The organism is Glutamicibacter mishrai, assembly GCF_012221945.1.
Classification (GTDB): domain Bacteria; phylum Actinomycetota; class Actinomycetes; order Actinomycetales; family Micrococcaceae; genus Glutamicibacter; species Glutamicibacter mishrai.
Genome location: NZ_CP032549.1, coordinates 1,724,893 through 1,746,835, shown reverse-complemented (window position 1 = coordinate 1,746,835; position 21,943 = coordinate 1,724,893). Strand labels below are relative to the sequence as shown.

At 60.4% G+C, this 21,943-nt stretch carries 19 protein-coding genes; 11 read left to right on the top strand and 8 right to left on the bottom strand.

The window, feature by feature from the left end; all coding sequences use genetic code 11:
- The first annotated feature begins 36 nt into the window (after positions 1-36).
- Positions 37-1,488, top strand: a complete 1,452-nt coding sequence (locus D3791_RS08240) for a CCA tRNA nucleotidyltransferase (protein ID WP_172511885.1) — start codon at positions 37-39, stop codon at positions 1,486-1,488.
- A gap of 903 nt (positions 1,489-2,391) precedes the next feature.
- On the opposite strand, the gene D3791_RS08235 is transcribed toward D3791_RS08240, so the two are convergent.
- The 7 genes from D3791_RS08235 to D3791_RS08205 all read right to left on the bottom strand — a co-directional run bounded on the left by D3791_RS08235 (position 2,392) and on the right by D3791_RS08205 (position 10,560).
- The gene (locus D3791_RS08235) at positions 2,392-3,477 is read right to left on the bottom strand and encodes an inositol-3-phosphate synthase (protein WP_172511884.1); all 1,086 of its coding nucleotides are present in this window, start codon (positions 3,475-3,477) and stop codon (positions 2,392-2,394) included.
- A 282-nt stretch (positions 3,478-3,759) separates the two neighbouring features.
- Complete coding sequence (locus tag D3791_RS08230) at positions 3,760-4,992, bottom strand: DUF6716 putative glycosyltransferase (protein WP_246242461.1); 1,233 nt, start codon at positions 4,990-4,992, stop codon at positions 3,760-3,762.
- Between the two features lie 8 nt (positions 4,993-5,000).
- Positions 5,001-6,014, bottom strand: a complete 1,014-nt coding sequence (locus tag D3791_RS08225) for a hypothetical protein (RefSeq protein WP_246242459.1) — start codon at positions 6,012-6,014, stop codon at positions 5,001-5,003.
- Between the two features lie 8 nt (positions 6,015-6,022).
- A complete protein-coding gene (locus D3791_RS08220; protein WP_172511881.1) occupies positions 6,023-7,366 on the bottom strand; it encodes a polysialyltransferase family glycosyltransferase in 1,344 nt (447 codons plus the stop codon).
- Positions 7,363-8,361 carry a glycosyltransferase family 2 protein gene (locus D3791_RS08215; protein ID WP_172511880.1) on the bottom strand — a complete coding sequence of 333 codons (999 nt, stop codon included), beginning with the start codon at positions 8,359-8,361 and terminating at the stop codon, positions 7,363-7,365. The genes D3791_RS08220 and D3791_RS08215 overlap by 4 nt, the downstream gene beginning before the upstream one ends.
- 111 nt (positions 8,362-8,472) lie before the next feature.
- Positions 8,473-9,366 carry an N-acetylneuraminate synthase family protein gene (locus D3791_RS08210; protein ID WP_172511879.1) on the bottom strand — a complete coding sequence of 298 codons (894 nt, stop codon included), beginning with the start codon at positions 9,364-9,366 and terminating at the stop codon, positions 8,473-8,475.
- Between the two features lie 42 nt (positions 9,367-9,408).
- Positions 9,409-10,560, bottom strand: coding sequence for an acylneuraminate cytidylyltransferase (locus D3791_RS08205; RefSeq protein WP_172511878.1), 1,152 nt, complete (start codon positions 10,558-10,560; stop codon positions 9,409-9,411).
- A gap of 229 nt (positions 10,561-10,789) precedes the next feature.
- Here D3791_RS08205 and D3791_RS08200 point away from each other — a divergent pair, with 229 nt between their 5' ends.
- The 7 genes from D3791_RS08200 to D3791_RS08170 all read left to right on the top strand — a co-directional run bounded on the left by D3791_RS08200 (position 10,790) and on the right by D3791_RS08170 (position 18,669).
- Entirely contained in the window at positions 10,790-12,253 is a 1,464-nt protein-coding gene (locus tag D3791_RS08200) for a glycosyltransferase family 87 protein (RefSeq protein WP_172511877.1), read from the top strand.
- Positions 12,250-13,683 (top strand): phytoene desaturase family protein, encoded by a 1,434-nt coding sequence (locus D3791_RS08195; RefSeq protein ID WP_172511876.1) that lies wholly within the window; start codon positions 12,250-12,252, stop codon positions 13,681-13,683. The genes D3791_RS08200 and D3791_RS08195 overlap by 4 nt, the downstream gene beginning before the upstream one ends.
- A 6-nt stretch (positions 13,684-13,689) precedes the next feature.
- On the top strand, positions 13,690-14,718 hold the full coding sequence (locus tag D3791_RS08190; RefSeq protein ID WP_172511875.1) for a YdcF family protein: 1,029 nt from the start codon (positions 13,690-13,692) through the stop codon (positions 14,716-14,718).
- A 141-nt stretch (positions 14,719-14,859) separates the two neighbouring features.
- The gene (locus tag D3791_RS08185) at positions 14,860-15,786 is read left to right on the top strand and encodes an ABC transporter ATP-binding protein (protein WP_022874521.1); all 927 of its coding nucleotides are present in this window, start codon (positions 14,860-14,862) and stop codon (positions 15,784-15,786) included.
- A gap of 6 nt (positions 15,787-15,792) precedes the next feature.
- Entirely contained in the window at positions 15,793-16,635 is an 843-nt protein-coding gene (locus tag D3791_RS08180) for an ABC transporter permease (RefSeq protein ID WP_172511874.1), read from the top strand.
- 34 nt (positions 16,636-16,669) lie between these two features.
- Entirely contained in the window at positions 16,670-17,968 is a 1,299-nt protein-coding gene (locus tag D3791_RS08175; RefSeq protein WP_172511873.1) for a sensor histidine kinase, read from the top strand.
- Positions 17,969-17,970: 2 nt separating this feature from the next.
- Entirely contained in the window at positions 17,971-18,669 is a 699-nt protein-coding gene (locus D3791_RS08170; protein ID WP_028268399.1) for a response regulator, read from the top strand.
- Positions 18,670-18,738: 69 nt separating this feature from the next.
- Here the strand turns inward: D3791_RS08170 and D3791_RS08165 are convergent, their stop codons facing one another.
- Complete coding sequence (locus tag D3791_RS08165) at positions 18,739-19,149, bottom strand: LapA family protein (protein WP_152485468.1); 411 nt, start codon at positions 19,147-19,149, stop codon at positions 18,739-18,741.
- Positions 19,150-19,379: 230 nt separating this feature from the next.
- Here D3791_RS08165 and D3791_RS08160 point away from each other — a divergent pair, with 230 nt between their 5' ends.
- The 3 genes from D3791_RS08160 (at position 19,380) to D3791_RS08150 (ending at position 21,921) form a co-directional block, all read left to right on the top strand.
- On the top strand, positions 19,380-20,660 hold the full coding sequence (locus D3791_RS08160) for a M18 family aminopeptidase (RefSeq protein ID WP_172511872.1): 1,281 nt from the start codon (positions 19,380-19,382) through the stop codon (positions 20,658-20,660).
- Positions 20,661-20,753: 93 nt separating this feature from the next.
- The gene (locus D3791_RS08155) at positions 20,754-21,302 is read left to right on the top strand and encodes an LURP-one-related/scramblase family protein (protein ID WP_172511871.1); all 549 of its coding nucleotides are present in this window, start codon (positions 20,754-20,756) and stop codon (positions 21,300-21,302) included.
- A gap of 127 nt (positions 21,303-21,429) precedes the next feature.
- Positions 21,430-21,921: a helix-turn-helix domain-containing protein gene (locus D3791_RS08150; protein WP_022874529.1), complete on the top strand. Its 492-nt coding sequence runs from the start codon at positions 21,430-21,432 to the stop codon at positions 21,919-21,921.
- Positions 21,922-21,943 lie beyond the last annotated feature (22 nt).

Genomic DNA, 21,943 nt, shown 5'->3' with positions numbered 1-21,943 from the left:
GCAATTCACACAGATTTCTGGCACGCTTAAGTAACTATGCATGCACTTCCCTCACCTGACGCATTGCGTCAAATCCTGCCCTCGGTCATTTTCGACTTGGCCGACCGCTTTGTCACGGCAGGCCATGAGCTGTCCCTGGTGGGTGGACCGGTTCGAGATCTGTACCTGGGTCGAGTATCTCCCGACCTCGACTTCACCACGAGCGCGCGTCCCGAGGAAACCATCAAGGTGATCTCTGGCTGGGCTGACAATATCTGGGATGTGGGACGAGAGTTCGGCACCATTGCCCTGAAAAAGGGTGAGCACACCCTAGAGGTCACGACCTATCGCGCTGATGCCTATGACAAGGAATCGCGGAAGCCTATCGTCGCCTTCGGCGATAATCTGCACGATGACCTGTTCCGCCGCGACTTCACCATGAACTCCATGGCCCTGAGGTTGCCGGACCTTGAACTTGTTGACCCCTTCGATGGCGTCTCATCGCTGAAGGACCAGTCCATTCGCACCCCGGGTGCCCCTGACATTTCCTTCTCTGATGACCCCTTGCGCATGATGCGCGCCGCGCGATTCGCTTCTCAGCTGCAAATCGAAGTGAGCGCCGAAGTGCGCAAGGCCATGAGCGAAATGACCGAGCGCATCGATATCATCTCCGCAGAACGCGTGCGCGATGAACTGGTGAAGCTGATCAACGGCGCTGACCCCCGTGCCGGAATCAACCTGCTTGTCGAAACCGGCTTGGCCGACAAGGTGCTTCCCGAGGTTTCCGCCCTGCGTCTTGAAATTGACGAGCACCATAGGCATAAGGATGTCTACCAGCATTCGCTCACCGTGCTCGAGCAGGCAATCGGGCTGGAAACCGATCAGGACGGTCCGGTTCCAGGACCGAACTTCGTGCTGCGCTTTGCCGCGTTGATGCACGATATCGGCAAGCCCGCGACTCGCAAATTCGAACCGAGCGGAGCGGTGTCCTTCCGCCACCACGACATGGTCGGCTCCAAGCTGGTCAAAGCGCGGATGCGCACCTTGCGCTTCGACAAGGAAACCACCAAAGCGGTAGCCCGCCTTGTGGAATTGCATATGCGCTTCTACGGCTATGGCGATGCCGGATGGACTGATTCGGCCGTTCGCCGCTATGTCACCGATGCCGGGGACTTGCTCGAGCATCTTCACCGGCTGACGCGTTCGGATGTCACGACCCGCAATCGCAAGAAGGCTGACCGGCTGGCCTTTGCCTACGATGACCTCGAGGCACGTATTGCCCAGATCGCGGAACAGGAAGAACTCAAGTCCATCCGCCCGGACCTGGACGGCCAGCAGATCATGGCGCTTCTGGGAATCAAGCCAGGTCCTGTGGTCGGCCGCGCGTATAACTTCCTGCTCGAGCTCCGCCTGGATGAGGGTCCGCTCGGTGAAGAAGCCGCTGTAGAGCAGCTTCGAGCCTGGTGGAAGGAACAGCCCGAGGCCCAGGAAGCGATTACCGGAGAGTAATCGCTGACTTGAGAAGAGTGCTGCGAAGATGCCCAACACCCGCGAGGTGTTGGGCATTTTTGCGCACTCAAAAAAGTTCTTAAACTTTTTGACTTAACTAGTGGCGCAGTCTGGCCAATCCATGTATGCTAAATATTGTGATTGGGAAGTCTCAATGAGACTTGCGGATCGATAAAACTTATCAGCAAAGCCTCGTGATTGATCACGACTGGCTACGAAGAGATTTTAGGAGGTGGAGAAACGATGAATATCACTCTGGATATTTCTACTCATCGCACATGGCGACGTGGCGGCGGCTTTATGCCTGCCGGCAATTTCGGCCTTGTCTCTCCAACCTCCGGAACAGTGGATTCCTAGACTACGGTGAATCCCACCCGAGTTCCTGAGGTTGCAGGTCAGTAATCGACTCTCACCTTAGGAACTTTTTTCATGTCTAGCACCCTGTATTCCTCGTCCGCTCAACGGGCCATTCGCACCTCGGAACTCATCTTCGCTGGTCCCGAAAGCCTGAAAGCTCGCGCCGTTTCAACAACGCGCCAGGATCTTCCCTCCCCTTCAACTGTGGCTGAAGGGAGGGACAGCAAATGAAAAAGCGTCAAGACAGCAGCAAGCTGAAAAACTTCGACAGCACCGAATTCAATCGCCGAATGCGGGAGCGTGAACTCAAGAATCACGTGCCTGTAGAAATGTACCTTCGCATTCGCTAAGTGCGCACAACGCCATTACCGTTGTCCGCCAATCGAATAAGTAAGAGGTACCCACTATGATCTCGCATATTAGTGCCCAGAGGCCCGCCGGCCTGCAAGCCGGCGGGCTTCTCCGCGTCTGGGGTGCGGTCGGAAATAACGATGGGCCAGGACCAGAAGTCCTGACCCACCATGTTGCCCTCAGCGAGCAGAGGGCCTAGCGCTCCACGTCGCCGCGGATGAAGGCTTCCACCTTCGCGCGTGCAGTTTCATCGTCGTACTGCTCCGGCGGCGACTTCATGAAGTAGCTCGATGCCGACAGGATCGGACCGCCGATGCCTCGATCCAGTGCGATCTTGGCAGCGCGTACAGCATCGATGATCACCCCGGCAGAGTTCGGGGAATCCCAGACCTCCAGTTTGTACTCCAGATTCACCGGAGCATCTCCGAAGTTGCGACCTTCAAGGCGCACGAAAGCCCACTTGCGGTCATCAAGCCAGGCAACGTAGTCGCTCGGGCCGATATGGACATCATCGGCGGCCAGCTTTGCCGAGGTATTGGAGGTGACAGCCTGCGTCTTGGAGATCTTCTTTGATTCCAAGCGATCGCGCTCAAGCATGTTTTTGAAGTCCATGTTGCCGCCCACGTTCAACTGATAGGTGCGATCCAGCACCACTCCGCGGTCTTCGAACAGCTTGGCCATGACTCGGTGCGTGATGGTTGCGCCGATCTGGCTCTTGATGTCGTCGCCGACGATAGGCACACCAGCATCAGTGAACTTCTCGGCCCATTCGGGAGTGCCAGCGATGAAGACCGGAAGCGCATTAACAAAAGCGACGCCGGCATCGATGGCGCACTGGGCGTAGTACTTAGCGGCTTCTTCTGAACCAACCGGCAGGTAGCAGACCAGGACATCAACTTTGTTGTCCTTGAGGGACTGGACGATGTCCACCGGCTCAGCATCAGATTCTTCGATGGTCTCGCGGTAGTACTTGCCCAGCCCATCGAGGGTGTGTCCGCGCTGGACCGTTACGCCCGTGGTCGGAACGTCGGCGATCTTGATGGTGTTGTTTTCGCTGGCCAAAATGGCGTCCGAAAGATCAAGGCCGACCTTCTTGGCATCAACGTCGAAGGCGGCAACGAACTGCACGTCGCCAACATGGTACTGGCCGAACTGAACATGCATGAGCCCCGGAACAGTGGACTGAACATCAGCGTTTCGGTAGTACTCAACACCCTGGATCAGGGAAGTGGCGCAGTTGCCTACGCCAACGATGGCAACGCGAATCGGATTATCTGGCACATGAGCTCCTTTGTGAAAGTTATCAAACTTCGGGATCCCGGCATCCCAAAGTGATCTTTGTGATGCAGGTCCCAAGGACTTCAAGTCCTGTTGTCATCATAAAATTCCCGCGTAGCTCCCAATGGATGCAGCTGAGGCCAGGTGCAGAGAGATATATGCCTGTCGAGAATCTACGCGACGTGCAACCGGTTCATTTTTTGTACAAGATCGAAAAGCAGTTGAGTAATGACAAGTGCTTGAAACTCAGGTCAAAAAGCGTGTCATTGGCAAATCATTAATTACTCATGACATGGATCTTGCGCTGCGTCCGCGTGATTGGCGGTAGCCTCGGCGCATTTTCAACAGCACCTTCACCAGTGGCGAGGGAAGCGCGGTCCGCAGTCGATGGCGCAGCGGCTGTCGTCGGATGAAAGCCAGGGTTTCGGGATCGGTGCGCAGCTTGCCGGAGTTAGCTCTTTGGGCAAGGATCTCCAAGGATTGAAAGAAGCTGCGATCCATGCGGTGAAAGTAGTTCTCGCGCAGCCACGCTTTGCTGGGCTCGCCAAAGTTCAATGCCACGACATCATCCAGGTCGCCGATGATCCCGGAGGCGACAAAAACGGTATTGATCATTTGCCGGTTCACGCCGAAATCGGAGAGCACCATGGTGGGCAGGCCGCGGTCTATGGATTCCAATGCCGCTGTGGAGGAGACGGTCACCAGGGCGCTGCCGGGAATGAGCGCTTCGCTCATCGACCCGGTATCGAATTGAATGCGTGACTCGGGGCTGATCTTGTTTTGCGCCTGAAGCTGGGAGAAGAGGCTGTCATAGGGATGAGCCTCCAGATGGGTCTGAGGCTCGCCGGCTTTGGCCCGCAGCTTGATCATGACTTCCAGCCCGGGATTCATCTTGCTGGCCTTTTCCAACGCCAGCAGAATCGATTCGCGCTGCTCGGCAGTCTCCGGGACCTTCGCCTGCGGCGCGAATACCAATCGGTTGATCAGCTTCTCTTGAGCAGGAGGGAACCCCGTGCAATTCAGGAAAGGCAGCTTGCTGACCATGATGGTCGGCTGGTGTCCGGCGTGGTATTCGGTCATGAACGAGAAATCCCGAGCCTCGGCGTGCGAATGGCAGATGAAAGCATCGCCTGCACGGCGATAATTCCAGCCCTTCTGCGTGGCAGGGTAGGCAACACCGGGCAAGGCAGAAATCAACGCCGTACGGCGCGCATCAACCGGTTCGGTACGCAGCATCCGCGAGTAGATCTCGGCGACAACTGGTCCTGTGGCCGAAGCGAAGATGATGTCTTCCTGGACGGAATGAGCCTCCAACTGCGAGAGATGGATGACCTCGAGCATCTCAGGGTCCAGATCGGTCCCTTCGAAGGCCGCTGAAATCTGCTGTTCAGTGGGCATCACCGGAGTGCGCGCCAAATACACCTTGCGGTCCCATTCCGGACCCAGCCGGTGCAAAAAACTTGTGGCCAGCTTCAGATAGGAATCTGAATCGGCGATTGCAAGAACTGAGGGTTTCATACGTGGCTTCACACCTTCAACGAACTAGATAGGTGCTCACGCAACTCAATGTCGGTTCCATCGGTCCACCAGTGCTCGGGGACCGCTTGTGGGTAGAGATATCGGGCATCCGGGCCCAGCAATAGGCGCAACGAAGGGATCACGGTTGAAGGCAATGCGCGGATCTCCTGGCCCGGGCGCAATACCCGCAAGCGCATCTCAATGGGCACCGTGTGCTCTTTGAGGATCACTTGATCGATTTTCGAGATCTTCTCCAGAAGCTCCGGGGTTTCCCTGCGGTGAGGGAAATAGGCGACCGGCCCGTCGGCAGAAATCTCTTCGATCCATTGCAAGTATGGCTGCTCATGGATCAGCTGGTCAGCAACCATGGCGGATCCAATGAGCAAAGTGGGCTCGGTAAAGCTCTCTGCCACCGGCTGGGTAGCCAGCCATTCAAACTTGTGCTGGGCGAACTTGATGCCAAGTTCAGCCATCTTGGCCCTCGTTTCGGCATCCACCATCAATGCTGAAACGATGAGCAATCGATCTTCACGGGCCAGCTGGCGCAGGCGATGCCAGGTGGCGAGGCCCATGGCGATGCGGGCCGCGGAATTCTTCGCTCGAGCACGGACCAGAGGGGTAGGGGAGTCGCTGATCAACTGCTTGATCAGGGCCAAAGTAGCCAAGCCGTCATCGATGATGATGATTTCCTTGGCTTTCACCCCCGCCAGCAAGCTGCGCTGCACCTTGCCCGAGTAGGCATCACCGGTGACATACCGGTCCGAAGAGCTCTTAGGCTGCGGTGGCTTGCGTGCCGCCGGTTCAAAGTGCACCCCGGCCGGGGCATGGTTCAGCAGCGCCTGGGTCGTTGCTTCCAGCGGCATGCCCAAACGAGGGATCACCCGGATGTCGGTGCCCAGCAGTCCCGCCGCGTGTGTTTCCACCGCCGAGAGCAACTGCAAGGGGGACTCGACCCATACATGAGCAGTCCCGAATCGTGGACGCGGAACCTCATGGGTGTCGTGCTGAGTCAGTTTCATCATCGTGAGGGTCATTTTGCCAGTCGGCTCAAGGACTTGGACAGGGCTTCGAGCTGTTTGGACCCTTTTCGCAGAACCCGTCGTGACGCCCCGCGGACCTTCGAAGGCAGGGAGCGGCGCGAAACCAGATGAACCCAGCGTGGTGGCAGATCCAATTTGGTGATGCGACGGCGCTTGAAGTGCGCGGAGAATTCAGGGTAGTGAACGCTCAGGAATTCGGCTGCCTGCTCGCGCAGCTGAGGCAGCTGGGCTGCCTGCATGCAATAGGCAACGGCGACCAGCAGCTTCGAGAGCTGGTCATCGCCTTCGCTGTGCGCCGGGGCTGGGAGGTCTTGGACGAACAGCGCGTGAATGATTGAGAGCGGGATGCGGTTCGAATTCTCATAGGGTGCCAAGGCCTGCAGCATGGTTCCGGTGCCCACAGCATGGACATCGGTATCCAGAATGTACTTGGCCGTGGCCAGACCGGTGGAGAAGCAGGAGATGACGACTTCCGGGCGTGCCGAGGCGATCACTGTTTCCGCAAGGTGATCGGTGTTGAGCAGCCGGAAATCCAGGCCCATTTCTTCAGCCACTGTGGCCAGCCGGGCCGCCGAGGTGGCACTAGCCGATGGGTGCGCCTTGAAAAGCACCGTATCTAGGCCGCGGTTCAACACTTCCTGGAGCATCTGCACATGCAGCTCGAACTCCTCGTCGGCATCCATCAGGCGCAGCGAGCCGAGGTACTGGCCAAGAATCAACGCGCTGGAACCAGGCAGGTCGAAGTGCGCATCTTCGGCAAGCTCGGTGAAGATCTTCGCCAATTCGTGGGCGTGCAGCACCTTGCGCACTGGCTCGAGCTCGGCCAGAAGATGCGGCTCCAAGCCCGGAACCAGGTCAACGTGGATGGTGCCCATCAATCGCTGGCGCAGCGCCATCGCCAAGCGGCTGCGGGTAGGACCGTAGGACATCAGCCCGTCGGAGTGGACCCACAACTGGGCGTCAAAGAAGATGCGCGCCAGTGCTCGAGCCGGATTGACCTGGATGGATTCGAGCACCAGCGTCAGGGGCCCGGTACCCAGATTCCATGCCTGGCGCAGCAACGACTCGAAGATGTGCAGCTCGTCTTCGCGCGGGTTGAACTGGGACGGGCGACGCGGCGAGGTCAGCGCGGCAAAATCCACTACCCGGTCGAAGCGCGCGGCAAGCTGCTGGAAACCTGGCGTTTCCTCCAGAGGGGTAGTCAATTCCGGAACCTGTGAGCCATTGGCCAGAACCAGAATGCGTTCATCTGCTTCGGGAAGCAGCCCTGCATCGGCCATCGCGGCCAGAGAAGCTAGCTGAAAGTAGCTGCTGGCTTCAATCAGTGCGATCACTTGGCGACCCCGATCTGACCTGGCTGGAGGTACGAGAGGATATGGCGGCGGCGAGCGACATCCATTTCAAGAACTACTTGGTGGGCAACAGCAACGTCGATGTCACTGAAGATCTCACGCAGCTGTTGTTTGATTGTAAGCCGAACTTGCGGGGGGTAGTTCTTAGAGCGCTTTTCGTGGTGGCACACGATAGCGAAAAATTGGCGCAGGGCTTTGGGCAGGTGGCGTGAGGAATCAGGGTGTTCGCGCACCGTAGCCAATACCTGGGTGAAGGCCTCGAGGAATCCGAGCTGCCGCTCATCGAAGACCTGGCTGAGCGAATTCGGCAGGCCTCGGCGGTAGAAGATGCTGGGCGAGGAGATCACCGCATAGCGCGAGGTATCAAGGTGCAGCTTCCAGATCCAGGGACGGTCTTCGGCCGAGAGCAGACGCTCATCGAAGTAGAAGCAGCCAATGGATTTCATCAACTCGGTGCGGTACATGCCGGCCCACGAGTAGGGGTAGTCAACCATTGACGGCGAGTCGATCGGTTCGATGTCATCGGACGGATTGAGCACAATGCCCCGCAAGGCCTGCGGAGCGCGGTAGATCACCCGGTTGGTGCCGGTGACGCGCACGTGGTCGCAGCGCACGAAGTCCACGTGCAATTTGCTCAGGGTGTCGGCCAAGGTGGCCAGATGCTGCGGCCCGTACCAGTCGTCGGGATCCAAGAAGGTGTAGAACTCGCCGGTCACCTGCTTCAACGCAATGTTCCTGGCGGCCGAGACGCCCACATTCTGCTCGAGCTTGATCAGCTTCAGGCCCGGGACCCGATCGATGTAGGTCTCGATCAGCGAAGCGGTGGCGTCGGTGGAAGCATCATCCACGACGAGCACTTCCATCTCCCACTGGCCCAGCTTTTGCCTCTCGAGGGAAGCCAGCGCATCACAAATGTATGCTTCCTGGTTATAGGCCGGGATGACCACGGATATGCGGCCAGGGATCAGGCTCGTCATGGCGGGACTGGCTTCCTTTGCTTGGTGCGGTACTGCTTAGTGATGACTCATGGAACTCGGCGGCCGGACCTGGAGCAGGTTCGACCGCCGAGATAACACGGTGTGCGGAGATTAGGCGTCGACGCGGCGCAGGCGGCTCAGTGGAGCCAGCTCGCCTGGGAAGACCTTCTTCACGCCGTCACCCATGGCCTGCTCGAGGATGCGGATGTCGCGGATCAGCGACTCGAAGCCCTTTGGCTCCAGGGAGGAAGCCTGATCCGAACCCCACATGGTGCGGTCCAGGGTGATGTGGCGCTCAACGGTCACAGCGCCCAGGGCGACAGCCGCCAGCGAGATCTGCAGGCCGCGCTCGTGGCCCGAGTAGCCCACTGGAACCTGGTAGCGGTCGCGCAGGGTTTCGATCATGCGCAGGTTGGCTTCTTCTGGAGGCAGTGGGTAGGTGGAGGTAGCGTGCATCATGACCAGATTGGAGGTGCCCAGGGTCTCAACAGCCTTGTCGATCTGCTCGATGGTGGACATGCCGGTGGACAGGATGATCGGCTTCCCGGTCTCGGCCAGGGCCTTGAGCAGCTCGATGTCGGTGACCGATGCGGAAGCGACCTTGTGGGTGACTGCACCCTGCTCTTCCATGAACTCAACCGATGGAACGTCCCATGGCGAAGCGAAGGCGTGCAGGCCCTTGGAGGCTGCGTAGGAGATGAGCTCCTTGTACTGGGCCTGGTCGAACTCGACGCGGTAGCGGTAGTCCAGGTAGGTCATGTCGCCCCATGGGGTGGAGCGGATCTTGTCGCGCATGTCGGTTGGGGTGGAGATTTCCGGGGTGCGCTTCTGGAACTTCACCGCGTTGGCGCCGGCCTCAGCCGAAACGTCGATCAGCTGCTTGGCGATTTCGATATCACCATTGTGGTTGATGCCGATTTCGCCGATGACGTAGACCTGCTGGCCAGCGCCAAGCAGGGATTCGCCGATAGCAACTGGCTTGATTTCGGTGTTGACGGAGGTCATTGATTTGCCTTTCATTGGGTGAAACTGGGGAAAAATTGTGGGTTAGCGTGCGGCGAGGACCAGTTCGGCCAGTTCTCGCACCGCCCCGTATCCGCCCTTGCGGGACAGGCGGTGGCGGGCTGCACGGTGTACTTGCTCATTGGCGTCGGCCACGGAAACGGGCCAGCCAACAAGCTTCATGGCGCCGAGGTCATTAATGTCGTTGCCGACATAGGCCACGCGTGCCGGGTTGATTGACTCGTCGGCAAGCCACTGGGCCAGGTATTCGGCCTTGTTGTCGATGCCGTGGGCCACCTCGACCTTGAGCTTGGCGGCCCGAGCTGCAACAACCGGATTGGCTTCCTTGGAGAGGATCAGGAACTTGACTCCAGCGGCCCGCAACCGGGCCACCCCCATGCCATCGGAACGCGAGACGCGCACGGTTTCGGTGCCGTGCTCATCCACATACGCGGTGTCCGGGGTGTGCACGCCATCAAAATCCGTGATGACCGCGTCCACGTTGATCGCTGCCGGTTCATTCGGGAGCGTTAGTTCCGCCAGCTGCAGATCGGCCTCGGTATCGATGTCGATCCCGTGCTCGCTGGGTACCTCATGGACCTGGACCCGTCCGAAGAACCGGTGCCCGGCGGCCAGGAAGCCTTCGGTATCCATGGCGTAGAACGCACCGGTTTCGCGGAAACGAGGTTCGCGATCCTGGCGGCGCGGACGGTGCAGCTTCTCGTGCCCCACCGCGACAGCTTCGCCGTTCTCGTCGATCGCCCAGTGGAAACCGTGATCGGCCACCGCTGCGAAGCTGACTTCTGCTTCCCCGGAGGTGACCTTGGTGATGGCTGCATCCAGGTCTGCCGGGTCGATCATCGGGCTGGTGCACTGGATGAACAGCGTCACCGCCGGCTTGGAGGCGCTATTGGCCAGGACATGCTGCAGAACCGACTCGCTGCTGGCCGTATCCCCGGCGATATCTGCCGGTCGGTCAACCACTGAAGCGCCGTAGCGCAGGGCTTCGGCCTTGATCTGCTCATGATCCGTGCTGACCACGACGTCGCTGACTGTACTCGCGGCCTTGGCTGATTCAATTGCGCGTCCCAGCAGCGACTTGCCGCCGATCTCACGCAGGTTCTTGAGCCGGATGCCCTTGGATCCTCCCCGGGCGGGGATGATCGCCATGACATTTGGCTGGTTGGTTTTGCTCACGGATATGACGCTATGGGCCTTAGTTAACCAACCGGGAGTATTTAGGTAAACGAGGGGTGAAGTCACGGTGTAATCACCTGCTTATTTGCTGAAAGTGAGGTCAGCAAGCGGTTTACGTGCGCTCGCCGGGCTCGGCTTCAGCCTTCGCGAACGGTGCGAAGCAGCGAGTTAATACGAAACGTTGGCCTATGCGCTGATGCTTGCGGGCAAAACATCTAGGCTGGAGAGTATGCACGAGCCAAACCAGTCTCCGCCCAAGCGTGGCCCTCTGCGTATTACCGTGCCATCACGCGCTGACGGCTTCCTTCGACAGTTCACCGCCCTGATCGGCGGCCCCTTGGGCCGGCGCAGCGATCCGGGTCGGGTCGACCCGGGATTCTTCAGCGTGGAACGCGTCATCATCCTGATGACCACCCTCGGGGCGCTGCTGATGCTGCTGGCCAAGAACCCGTGCCGGGTCAACGGCTGGGGCGGCGGCAACCCCTATAACTATGCCTGCTACAGCGACTGGGTGCCGCTGTTCGGCGCCCGCGGATTTGCCGATAACCCGTGGGCCCCGTTCAGCGCCACCGCCGAATTCGAATACCCGGTGCTGATGAGCACCGTTGCTTCCGCGGTGGCCTCGATCGTGCCCGAATCGGTGGCCAACCGCTCGCTGCTGTACTTCGACATGAACCTGGTGCTGGTGGCGATCCTGTGGATGATCACCGTGGTGTGCACCGTGCGGATGACCGGACGACGGCCCTGGGATGCCGCGATGGTGGCGATCGCCCCGGGCATCATCCTGGCCGGCAGCATCAACTGGGATATGTGGGCCGTCGCCCTGCTGGCCGCCGGCATGCTGGCCTTCGCGCGCAAGCACACCGTCTGGGCCGGGGTGCTGATCGGACTAGGCGCCGCAATGAAGATCTACCCCTTCTTCATCCTCGGCGCGATCCTCGTGCTGGCCATCCGCACCGGCCGGCTCAAGACCTTCTGGGTCACCGGCGGAACCGCCGCGGCCACCTGGGTCCTGGTCAACCTGCCCTACGCGCTGGCCTTCCCCAAGTCCTTCATGCACTTCTTCAACTTCTCCTCGGAACGCGGGGCGGGCCTGTCCAGCTTCTGGCACGCCTGGAATGTGGTGGCTGCCAAGAACCCGGGCCTGCCGATCTTCGAGGCCGACCAGATTTCGCGCTACGGGCTGGTCCTCTTCTTCCTGTGCTGCGTAGGCGTGGCCCTGCTTGGACTGTGCGCCGAGCGCACCCCGCGGCTGGGATCGATGGCCTTCTTGATCATTGCCTCCTTTGTCATGGTCAACAAGGTCTACTCGCCGCAGTTCATCGTCTGGCTGATCCCGCTGTTCGTACTGGCCTTGCCGCGCTGGCGCGAATTCGTGATCTGGATGCTGGTGGAGATCGCCCACTTCTATGGTCTCTGGAACTACCTGGCCGCCTCCTCTGCCGAAGACCCGCACAAGGCCTTCCCCGAGGTCGGCTACGTGGTCCTGGTCTTCGCCCACATGCTGATGCTCGGCTACCTGATGTACCTGGTGGCCCGTTCCATCCTCGATCCGCGGCGCGACCCGATCCGCGCGGTGGGGCAGGTTGATCCGCTGGCCGGCCAGTTCGCGGGGCTCCCCGACCAATTCACCCTGCGCCCATGGCTGCCTGGCACCAAGAAGCAACATGAAACCGCAGGAGGCAAGCAATGATCGACGTCGCTGTCATCGGCGCCGGGCCCAACGGATTGGCCGCCGCCGCGGTGGCCGCCCGGGCCGGGCTCAACGTGCAGGTCTATGAAGCCAACGAGAGCATCGGCGGGGCGGCCAGGACCCAATCCCTGGATGGCTCCGAGGCGATCTTCGATCTGGGCAGCGCCGTGCACCCGATGGCCATGCAGTCCCCGGCCATGCGCGAACTCGGGGTCCACGAACGCGTGGACTTCATCACCCCGGATCTGTCCTTCGCCCATGTCATCGATGACCGCACCGCCTACGCCTACCGGGATCTGGAGCGCACCGTCGAGGAATTGGGCGGCGAGGACGGGCAGATCTATCGCCGGCTGGTCCAGCCGCTGGTCAACCAGATCGACCAGGTCAGCGATACCCTGCTCAATACCCTGCTCAAAGTCCCCAGCCACCCGCTGGCCCTGGCCAGCTTCGGGGCTGCCACCCTGGGCGGCATGGGGCTCAAGGAATTGCTCGGGGCGAAGTATGAGCGGGCCGCGGCCCTCTACTCGGGGTGCGCAGCCCATGTGGCTGGCGGATCGCAGGGCCCGGCCAATGCCGGGGCCGGCCTGTTCCTGGCCGCCACCGCCCACGCCAAGGGCTGGCCGATTCCCCGCGGAGGCTCCCAAGCAATCAGTGACGCGCTGGCTGCCGAAGCCACCGCCCACGGCGCGCAGATCCATACCGGCGTGAGGGTCAACCACATCGACGAGCTCTCCGCGCAGAACATCCTCTTCGACACCTCAGCCGAAGAGGCCGCGAAGCTCAGCGCCGGCCACCTGCCCGAACAGCTCTCCCGAGCCCTGTCCACCACCAGGCGCTCGCCGGGCAGCTGCCTGGTCCACTTTGTGCTCTCCGAACCGGTTCCTTGGCTCGATCCGGTGCTGGCCACTGCCGGCACCGTGCATCTGGGCGGCACCGCCAAGCAGGTGGGCAAGGCCGAGCGTGCCGCGGTCCACCGCGGATCGGCGACCCCGTTCATGATCGTTTCCCAGCCTTCGCAGTTCGATGATTCGCGCGCGCCAGAAGGACAGCACGTCATCTGGGCCTATTGCCATGTGCCCCTGGATTCGCCACGGGATATGCGCCAGGAAATCCAATCCATGATCCAGCAGGCGGCCCCGGGCTTCTCCGAAATAATCCTCGAAGCCCACGTGGTCACCGCCAAGGATTTGGAGCGGCAGAACGCAGCCTTGATCGGCGGGGACCTATCCGGCGGCACCATGGACCTGCTGGGCACTATCAAGCGGCCAAGGGTTTCCCTGGATCCCTGGTACCTGCAGTCCAAGGGCCTGTATCTCATCTCCTCGGCGGCCCCGCCGGGGCCATCGGTCCATGGCATGGGCGGATACCTTGGCGCCCAATCCATGCTCAAACGCGAATACCGCATCAAAAACTGGAAATCGGTGAAATAGTCGCAAATGCAGGAACTACTGGTTCAACTCGCTGGATGGGCCCTGCTGGCAGTGCTCTGGGCGGTATTCGTTTGGCAGTACCGCAAGGATCCCCGCCGACTGGGGCTGGCCGCCTTGCTCTTTCCCTTGGCGCTGTGCAGCATTGCCGCCGTCGTGGATCTGCTGAGCACCCTGGTACCCGGCTTCGGCTTCCTGATAGCCATCGTCATGGTGCTCACGCCGCTGATCGTGGTGGTCTTCGGCGGGGCGCTGATCTACAACGGCGTGCTGATGTGGCGGCGTGAGGGCGCACGGATCTCCAACCTGCTGTCGCTGGCCGCCGGCGTGCTGGTCTTCATCCTGCCGGTGCTCGCCGTGCTGCTGGTGGGGATCAATACCTGGTGGACCTACTCGCTCGCGTTCATCTTGTTCATGGCCTCGGTGTTCACCGCCAGCCTCTTCGCCATGATGCTGCTATATGCCTGGGTGCACGCGAAGTTCCCGGCAAAAACCAGCGGTGTTGCCGCCGTCATCCTCGGGGCGCGCACCATCAACGGGAAAGTCACTCCCTTGCTGCGCGGCCGGCTGGATAAGGCCATCGAGCTCTACTCCTCGCAATCCGAGCCGCAACTGCTGATGGTTCCCACCGGGGGACAGGGGCACGATGAGAAGGAACCCGAGGGCGTGAGCATGGCCCGCTACCTGCGTGATCAGGGCATCCCCGAATCGCAGATCCTGATCGAAGACCGGGCCAAGGACACCGTGGAGAACCTGGAATTCTCCGATGCGTTGGTCCGCGAACGCCAGCCGGAGGGACACCTGTGGCTGGTCACCAGCGATTATCACGCGCTGCGAGCCGGGTTGGCCTCGCGCCAGATGGGCTTGGAAGCCCGCTCCTACGGCGGGAAGACGGCAGCCTACTACCGGCCCAGCGCCTTTTTGCGTGAGTGCGTGGCGATTGCCCGCGATCAGCTCAAGCTCATCATCCTGCTGGCCCTGCCCTTCGCGGTGGGCCTTGCCGGGCTGATCTTCCTGGCCACCCGTGCCGGGTTCTGAACCCCGCGGACAGCAGTGATGGCGTGCACCGCAAGGTGCATTCCATCACTGCTTTAACCCCGGGCACTCACCCTTTTGAGTGAGGCGAAGATCAGCACTCGGGTCGGTTCATCTGCAGCCTGTTTTCCATAGGCTGGAGATATGATCCAGGCTCAGCAGTTGACGAAGAGATACGGTAACAAGACCGTGGTCGACCAGGTGTCGTTCACGGTGCAACCCGGAGCGGTGACCGGTTTCCTCGGTCCTAACGGCGCCGGCAAATCCACCACTATGCGCATGATCGTCGGGTTGGCGGCCCCCACCAGCGGGCAGGTTCTGGTGAACAACCGGGACTTCAAGACCTCCAAGCACCCGCTGACCGAAGTGGGCACCTTGCTGGAAGCGAAGTCGGTGCACAAGTCGCTGACCCCCTTGGCCCATCTGCGGTCCATGGCTGCCACCGCGGGCCTGCCGGTCTCCCGGGTCCACGAGGTGCTGGAACTAACCGGCCTGAGCGGCGTGCAGCGCAAGAAGGTCGGCGGGTTCTCCTTGGGCATGGGCCAACGCCTGGGCATCGCCACCGCGCTGCTGGGCGACCCGCAAGTGCTGATCCTCGATGAACCGGTCAATGGGCTGGATCCCGAAGGCGTGGCCTGGGTGCGCAACCTCGCCCGGCAGCAAGCGGCAGCCGGCAAGACCGTGTTCATTTCCTCCCACCTCATGAGCGAGATGGCGCAAACCGCGGATCATCTCATTGTCATTGGCCGAGGACGCATCATGGCCGAGGCCCCCATCAGTGAATTCATCGATAACGGGCTGTCCCAGACCATTGTTCGCGCCACCGACATCGAGGTGTTGATGAATGCCCTGAGTGCGGAAGGCGTGCAATTGCGCCGCCTTGATGGGCAGAGCCTGGAAGTCACCGGCCCGGACTCGGAGATCATCGGCCGCCGCGCCCTGGAAGCCGGTGTGGTGCTCAGCGAGCTGCGTCCTTTGCAACGCACTTTGGAAGATGCCTACATGGAGTTGACCCGGGAAGCCGTGGAATACAACTCGAATATTGTTGCCGAGCACAGCGGCGGGAAGTAGAAGACAATGACTACCCAGATTCAAGCGCCAGTGCGCGGCAAGGTCACTTTCAGAGGCGTGCTGCGCAGCGAAGCGATCCGCATGTTCTCGTTGAAATCCACCGGCATCCTATTGGCCATAGCGCTAGTGCTCTATGTAGCCATCGCCGTCATTGGCACGTGGGGCGTCGGCTCGCTGATGCAGAGCATGGGCGATGTCAGCCAGATGGAAGGCATGAGTTCCATGGCGCAGCCAGGATTCGCCAGCGAAACCATCGGCTCCGGACTTGTCTTCAGCCAATTGATCCTCGGCGTGCTGGGCGTGCTGCTGTTCAGCGGTGAATTCACCACAGGCTCGGCAGTCAGCACCTTCCTGGCCAGCCCGCAGCGGCTGCGCGTGATGTCTGCAAAAATCGTGTTGATCGTGGTGCTCACGGGACTGACACAGTTGGTGTCGAGCCTCCTGGCCTTTGTGGCGGCGAAGCCCATCGCCGAGAACTACGACCTGGTCCTGGACTTCGGTGGCGAATCATTCCAATCGGTGCTCTGGTACGGCACCCTGGCCGTCATCATGGCAGCCCTGATCGGCTTGGCCTTGGGCGTCTTGCTGCGCAATTCCGCAGGCGGCATCACCATCTTGGCCGGCGTGTTCTTTGTCCTGCCGATTATCACCGCCATCCTTGGGTCCCTCGTGGATTGGTCCAAGAACATTTCGGCATTCCTGCCGGACCAGTTGGGAATGTCCTTGGCCACGCCACTGAGCGTCCCCACCGAATTGGAGCTGTGGCAGCAGTTGGCCGGCGTCGCTGGATGGATCGTCATCCCATTGGTGCTGGGCGCAGTATTGCTCGCTAAGCGTGACATCAAGTAATCGGCGGACAGGCCGGGAAAACTACACTGGAATCATGACCCAACAGACGCTGCAGGAAACTGTCGCCTCCTTTGACGAACTGACCGCCAAGCGAATGGGCCGGGTGCGCCGCTACCTGCGCACCCACCCGCGCTTGGTGGTCATTGGCGCAGTGGTCCTGTACCTGTTGCTCACCCTGCCCGGGGTTCTGATCGCCGCGGCCATGCCCGGGGCCAACGCGACCGGGCTGCTGGTCACTACGCTGGCCGTGAGCGCGGCCTTGCTGTACCGCCGCAAGGCGCCGATGACGGTGATCGTATTGGTCTTCGTTTTCGAGTGCGTCGCCCTGATCATCGCCGGCCCGCAAGGAGGGCTCGGCGGCGTGGGCATGATCATTGCGCTGTACACGGTAGCCACCAGCTATTCGGCGAAGCGCACCATTCCGCTGGCCGTACTAGCCGGCAGCTTCCAAGTGGTGCTGATGGTGCTGATGGGCTTCCCCGATATGGAGGGGATGGAACTGGACCCGAGCGACGGTATTGACGAAGCGGTATTCAGCCGAATCATCATCGGCATCTCAGGCAGTTTTGTTATCGGGTTCTATATCGCTGCGGCCGCGGTCGGCATGAACGTGCGCAATGCGCGAATCCATGAGGCCGAGCTCAATCACTGGGCGCGCCAGGTATCCAGCCTGGCCCAGGTACAAGAGCGCAACAGGATCGCCCGGGAAATGCATGACGTGGTCGCGCACTCCCTGTCCGTGATGATCGCCTTGTCCGAAGGCGCACGCGTGGTCGCCAAACGGGACCAGGCCCGCGCCGACGAGGTACTCAACGAGCTCTCCGGCACCGGCAGGGCGGCCCTGGCGGATATGCGCCGCATGCTTGGCGTGCTGCGCCAGAACGAGACCGGGGAGCTGGAACCGCAACCCACCGGCGGGAATGTCGAGCAGCTGCTTGAGGGATTCCGCACGGCAGGCCTGCCCATCACCTTCACCCATACGGGGGGAGACCTGCCCGAAGACACCACCTTCCAATTGACGGTCTTCCGCATGATCCAAGAATCTCTGACCAACTCGCTGCGCTACGCCCGCAATGTCAGCGACGTACAGGTACGTTTGGAACGAAGGCACGACGACGAACTGCGCCTGGAAGTCATGGATAACGGCGATGCGACCAGGGTGCCCAGCGTGGGCAGCGGCCGAGGGCTGCGAGGCATGCGCGAACGAGCAGCGCTCTATGAGGGCACCGTTGAGGCAGGCCCGGTAGCCAGCGGTGGATGGATAGTTAAAGCGGTGCTGAAAATCCCTGAATGCGGCGTGAAAAACGACAAGCAGAAAACAGCGAAGGAATAGACATGGAAGAGAAAATCAAGGTCTTGCTGGTTGATGATCAGCCGCTGTTGCGCATGGGATTCCGCCTGATCCTCGAAGGCGAGGAGGATATCGCCATCGCCGGCGAAGCCGTCGACGGCCTGGATGCCTTGACCCAGACGGCGGTGCTGAAACCCGACGTAGTGCTCATGGATGTCCGCATGCCCAAAATGGACGGCATTGAAGCCACCGAACGCATCGCGAAGGAACACCCGGACACCAAGATCATCATCCTGACGACCTTTGATCTTGATGAATATGCCTTTTCAGGGTTGCAAGCCGGGGCCAGCGCGTTCCTGCTCAAGGATGTTGCCCCTGAAGAACTGGTCCAGGCGGTGCGCCTGGTTGCCTCCGGCGATGCCGTGGTGGCGCCCCGGGTTACTGCGCGGCTGCTGGAAACCTATGTCCGCAATGGCGGCAAAGCCCATGCCGGTCAGCCCGCTGAAGCACCTCGAGATCCCTTGCTCGATGATCTGACGCCACGCGAGCAAGAAGTATTGCGCGCGCTCGCCGAAGGATTATCCAACGCGGAAATCGCGCACCGTTTCTTCCTTTCCGAGGCAACGGTCAAAACGCATGTGCGCAGGATCCTGACCAAGCTGCATTTGAGGGACCGTGTCCAAGCCGTGGTCTATGCCTATGAGACTGGGTTGGTCATCCCTTCCCAGGGACTTGATTACTGATTTTCCAAACACAAGGACCGCTGCCTGCTGAAATGTTGATTTCGGCAGGCAACGGCCCTTGAATTGGTCTTAGCGCTTGCTGGCCTTGCGCTTCTTCTTCGCAGTGGCGCGCAGCTGGATAACGCGGGCTACTCCGGCAATCGCAACCACCAAGGCGCCGCCGATGGCGGCGATGAACAGGGCCAAGCCGAGGTTCACCTGTCCTTCGTAGGCGAAGTATCGCAGGGTGACTTGGTCTTGGTTTTGGGCGATGAAGATGATCAGCAAGATCAGCACGATGATGCCCAAGACGGTGGCGGTCCAGATGCGGCCGAGCTTGGTCACCGGCAGCTTTTCCTTGGATTCAGGAACTTCGCGCGGTGCCTTGGTTTCCTTCGGCGTACGCGGTTGAACAGCGTGTTCACCGGAATTAACCTGGACACCATTCTCTGGCTCCACAGGCAGGTTGCGTGGCTCTGGGGTTGGATCAGATGTAGCCATGATGATCTCGCTTTCGTTGTCTCCCGGTCTGACTTCAGCTTTGCCGACGCTAGGCTCCAAGTCAAGCATGAGATGAGGGTGTCCATCGGGTTCCTAGCAAGCCCGGAGGGCGCTGATCCGCCGGTAAACCGGCACCGGGATACTAAGCTGGAGAACAACCCGATAGTTCAGGCGGGAACCTCATCCTGGATTCCAGCGAGACGATGACAGAAAGAAGTGAGTAACCAGCTATGGCACAAGCCGCAGCAATGGCCCACATTGCAGACCTGGCCGAATACGTCGCAACTTCCCCTTCCAGCTACCACGCGGCAGCATCGGCCGCTAAGCGCCTGGACGCTGTCGGGTTTACCGGCTTGAACGAAGCCGACGCTTGGAACTTGGGGCCGGGATCCTACTATGTGGTGCGCGACGGGGCGATTATCGCGTGGGTCCAGCCAGAGGAAGCCACCGCAACCTCGGGATTCCATATTCTCGGTGCCCACACCGACTCACCGGGTTTCAAGCTGAAGCCAAAGCCCACCACGGGATCCAATGGCTGGTGGCAGGCCGGCGTTGAAGTGTACGGCGGGCCGCTGCTGAATTCTTGGCTGGACCGCGAACTGGTCCTCGCCGGGCGCTTGGTGTTGAAAGACGGCAGTGAGCACTTGGCTCAGACCGAACCGATCCTGCGCATCCCGCAGCTGGCAATCCACCTTGACCGCCAGGTCAACGAGGGCCTGACCCTGGACAAGCAGACCCACACCAACCCCATCTTCGGATCCGGGGATCTGGCTGATGCCGACATCCTGGCTGTCCTCGCTGCCTCCGCCGGCGTGGACCCGGCACAGGTGGCCGGTTATGACATTCTCACGGCCCCTGCACAGCGCGGCGAAGTCTTCGGCCACGGCAAGGACTTCTTCGCCAGCGGCCGACTGGATAACCTCACCTCGGTGCATGCCGGAGTTATCGCCCTAGTCGACCACTCGCGGAAGCCATCGGGCCAGCACATTGCCATGTTGGCCGCATTCGACCACGAAGAGCTGGGCTCCAGTTCCCGTTCGGGTGCCTGCGGTCCATTCCTTGAAGAGCTGATCAACCGGATCCAGGTATCGCTGGGCGCCGGGGTAGAAGACCGGGCGCGCGCCTTGGCTAATTCGGTATGCCTTTCGGCTGACGCCGGCCATGCGGTGCACCCTAACTATCCGGAGCGCCACGACCCGGCCAACCGTCCGCAGGTCAATGCTGGTCCGCTGTTGAAGATCAACGCCAACCAGCGTTATGCCACCGACGCGGTGGGTGCTGCCGCCTTCGCCAACTGGTGCGAGCGCGCCGGAGTTCCTTACCAGGAGTTCGTCTCCAACAACCGGGTTCCTTGCGGTTCGACTATTGGCCCATTGACGGCCACCCGGTTGGGCATCCGCACCCTCGATGTGGGTGTGGCACTGCTGTCCATGCATTCGGCACGCGAGATGTGCGGCGTCGATGATCCTTGGTACCTGTCCAAGGTGACGCGCGAGTTCTTCGGGGCTTAGTTCGTCCAGCGAAGAAGGCCGGCAGCAATGCCGGCCTTCTTCGCGTTCCAAGTGCCTCTTGGCAGAAAATTTATCAGTGGCATAATCATCAGCATGACGATTTTTGCCCAAGACATGCTCGTTTTTCAGCAGACGAAGAACTTCTCGAAGAATGATTTTGCGATCCTCGATGCCGCGGGCATGCAAGTCGCCCACGTCGAGACAGGCGGCAGCACCCTTGGGCGGATGTTTACCGGTGCCCGGGAGCTGACCGTCTTCGACGGCCCGGAGAAACCAGTCATCAAGGTCAAGGACACCATGACCATGGGGCGCGATCGTTTTGAAATCCTTGATGGAAATGACAGTCCGCTGGCCAGCCTGGTCAAGCGGATCACCCTGTTCAAAACCAGGGTCACCATTTCCATGCTGGGCGAAGAACTCGAACTCTCAGGCAGCGTATGGGATTTCGATTTCCAGATCTCCAATTCCCGCGGAGTGCTTGGCACCGTCACTCGCCAGTGGTCCGGAATGGGCAACGCTCTAATGGGCAAGTCCACCTACGCGCTGCAGTTGGCCGGCCAATTGAGCACGCAACACCGCCAAGCAATTATTGGCTCGGTCCTAGCGTTGGACCTGATCAGAGAAAAGCAGCAGCGCAATTGATGCCTCAACGTGCATATTCAATCAGGTCAGATCAATCCGTGAATTTCCAGGCTGTCGGGTTGCTGACGGGTAACTGTCGTGCTCTTGTCGTGGTGGATTCGTGCTTCCTCTCGATAGCTTTAGTGCCATGAATGAATCACGAATTGCAGAATTGCGACGCGCTAAGGGCTGGACTCAGGAACGACTGGCCCAGGAAAGCGGAATCACCGTGCGAACCATCCAGCGGCTTGAGGCTGGCAACGATGCGAGTTTGGAGTCCATCTCGCTGGTGGCCAAGGCATTGGATGTCCAAGTAGGCGAATTGTTCCAAAGCGTTCAAACACCTCATTTCTCCCAAGCCGTCGAAGGCCTTGAATCCAGAACCCGTGCCGAACAGGAACGACGGAATTCCATCACCCACGGAATCATGATGATCTTCAACGCCCTTGGCATTGTGGTCACCTTCGGAACTGTCATCCTGGGAACCGCGGGAGGGCTCGGCTGGTACATCTGGCTGCTTATTCCGCTTTACTGGGCTGCCGGCAAGGTCCTTCTGGATGCCATCATGCGCCTGGTGGTGGATCCCAAGCTGGATACCAAATATCCCTTGTCCTCGCCCGCCCAGTGCGGAGACAGCTGAGCTTCCCATCTGCCGTTATCCG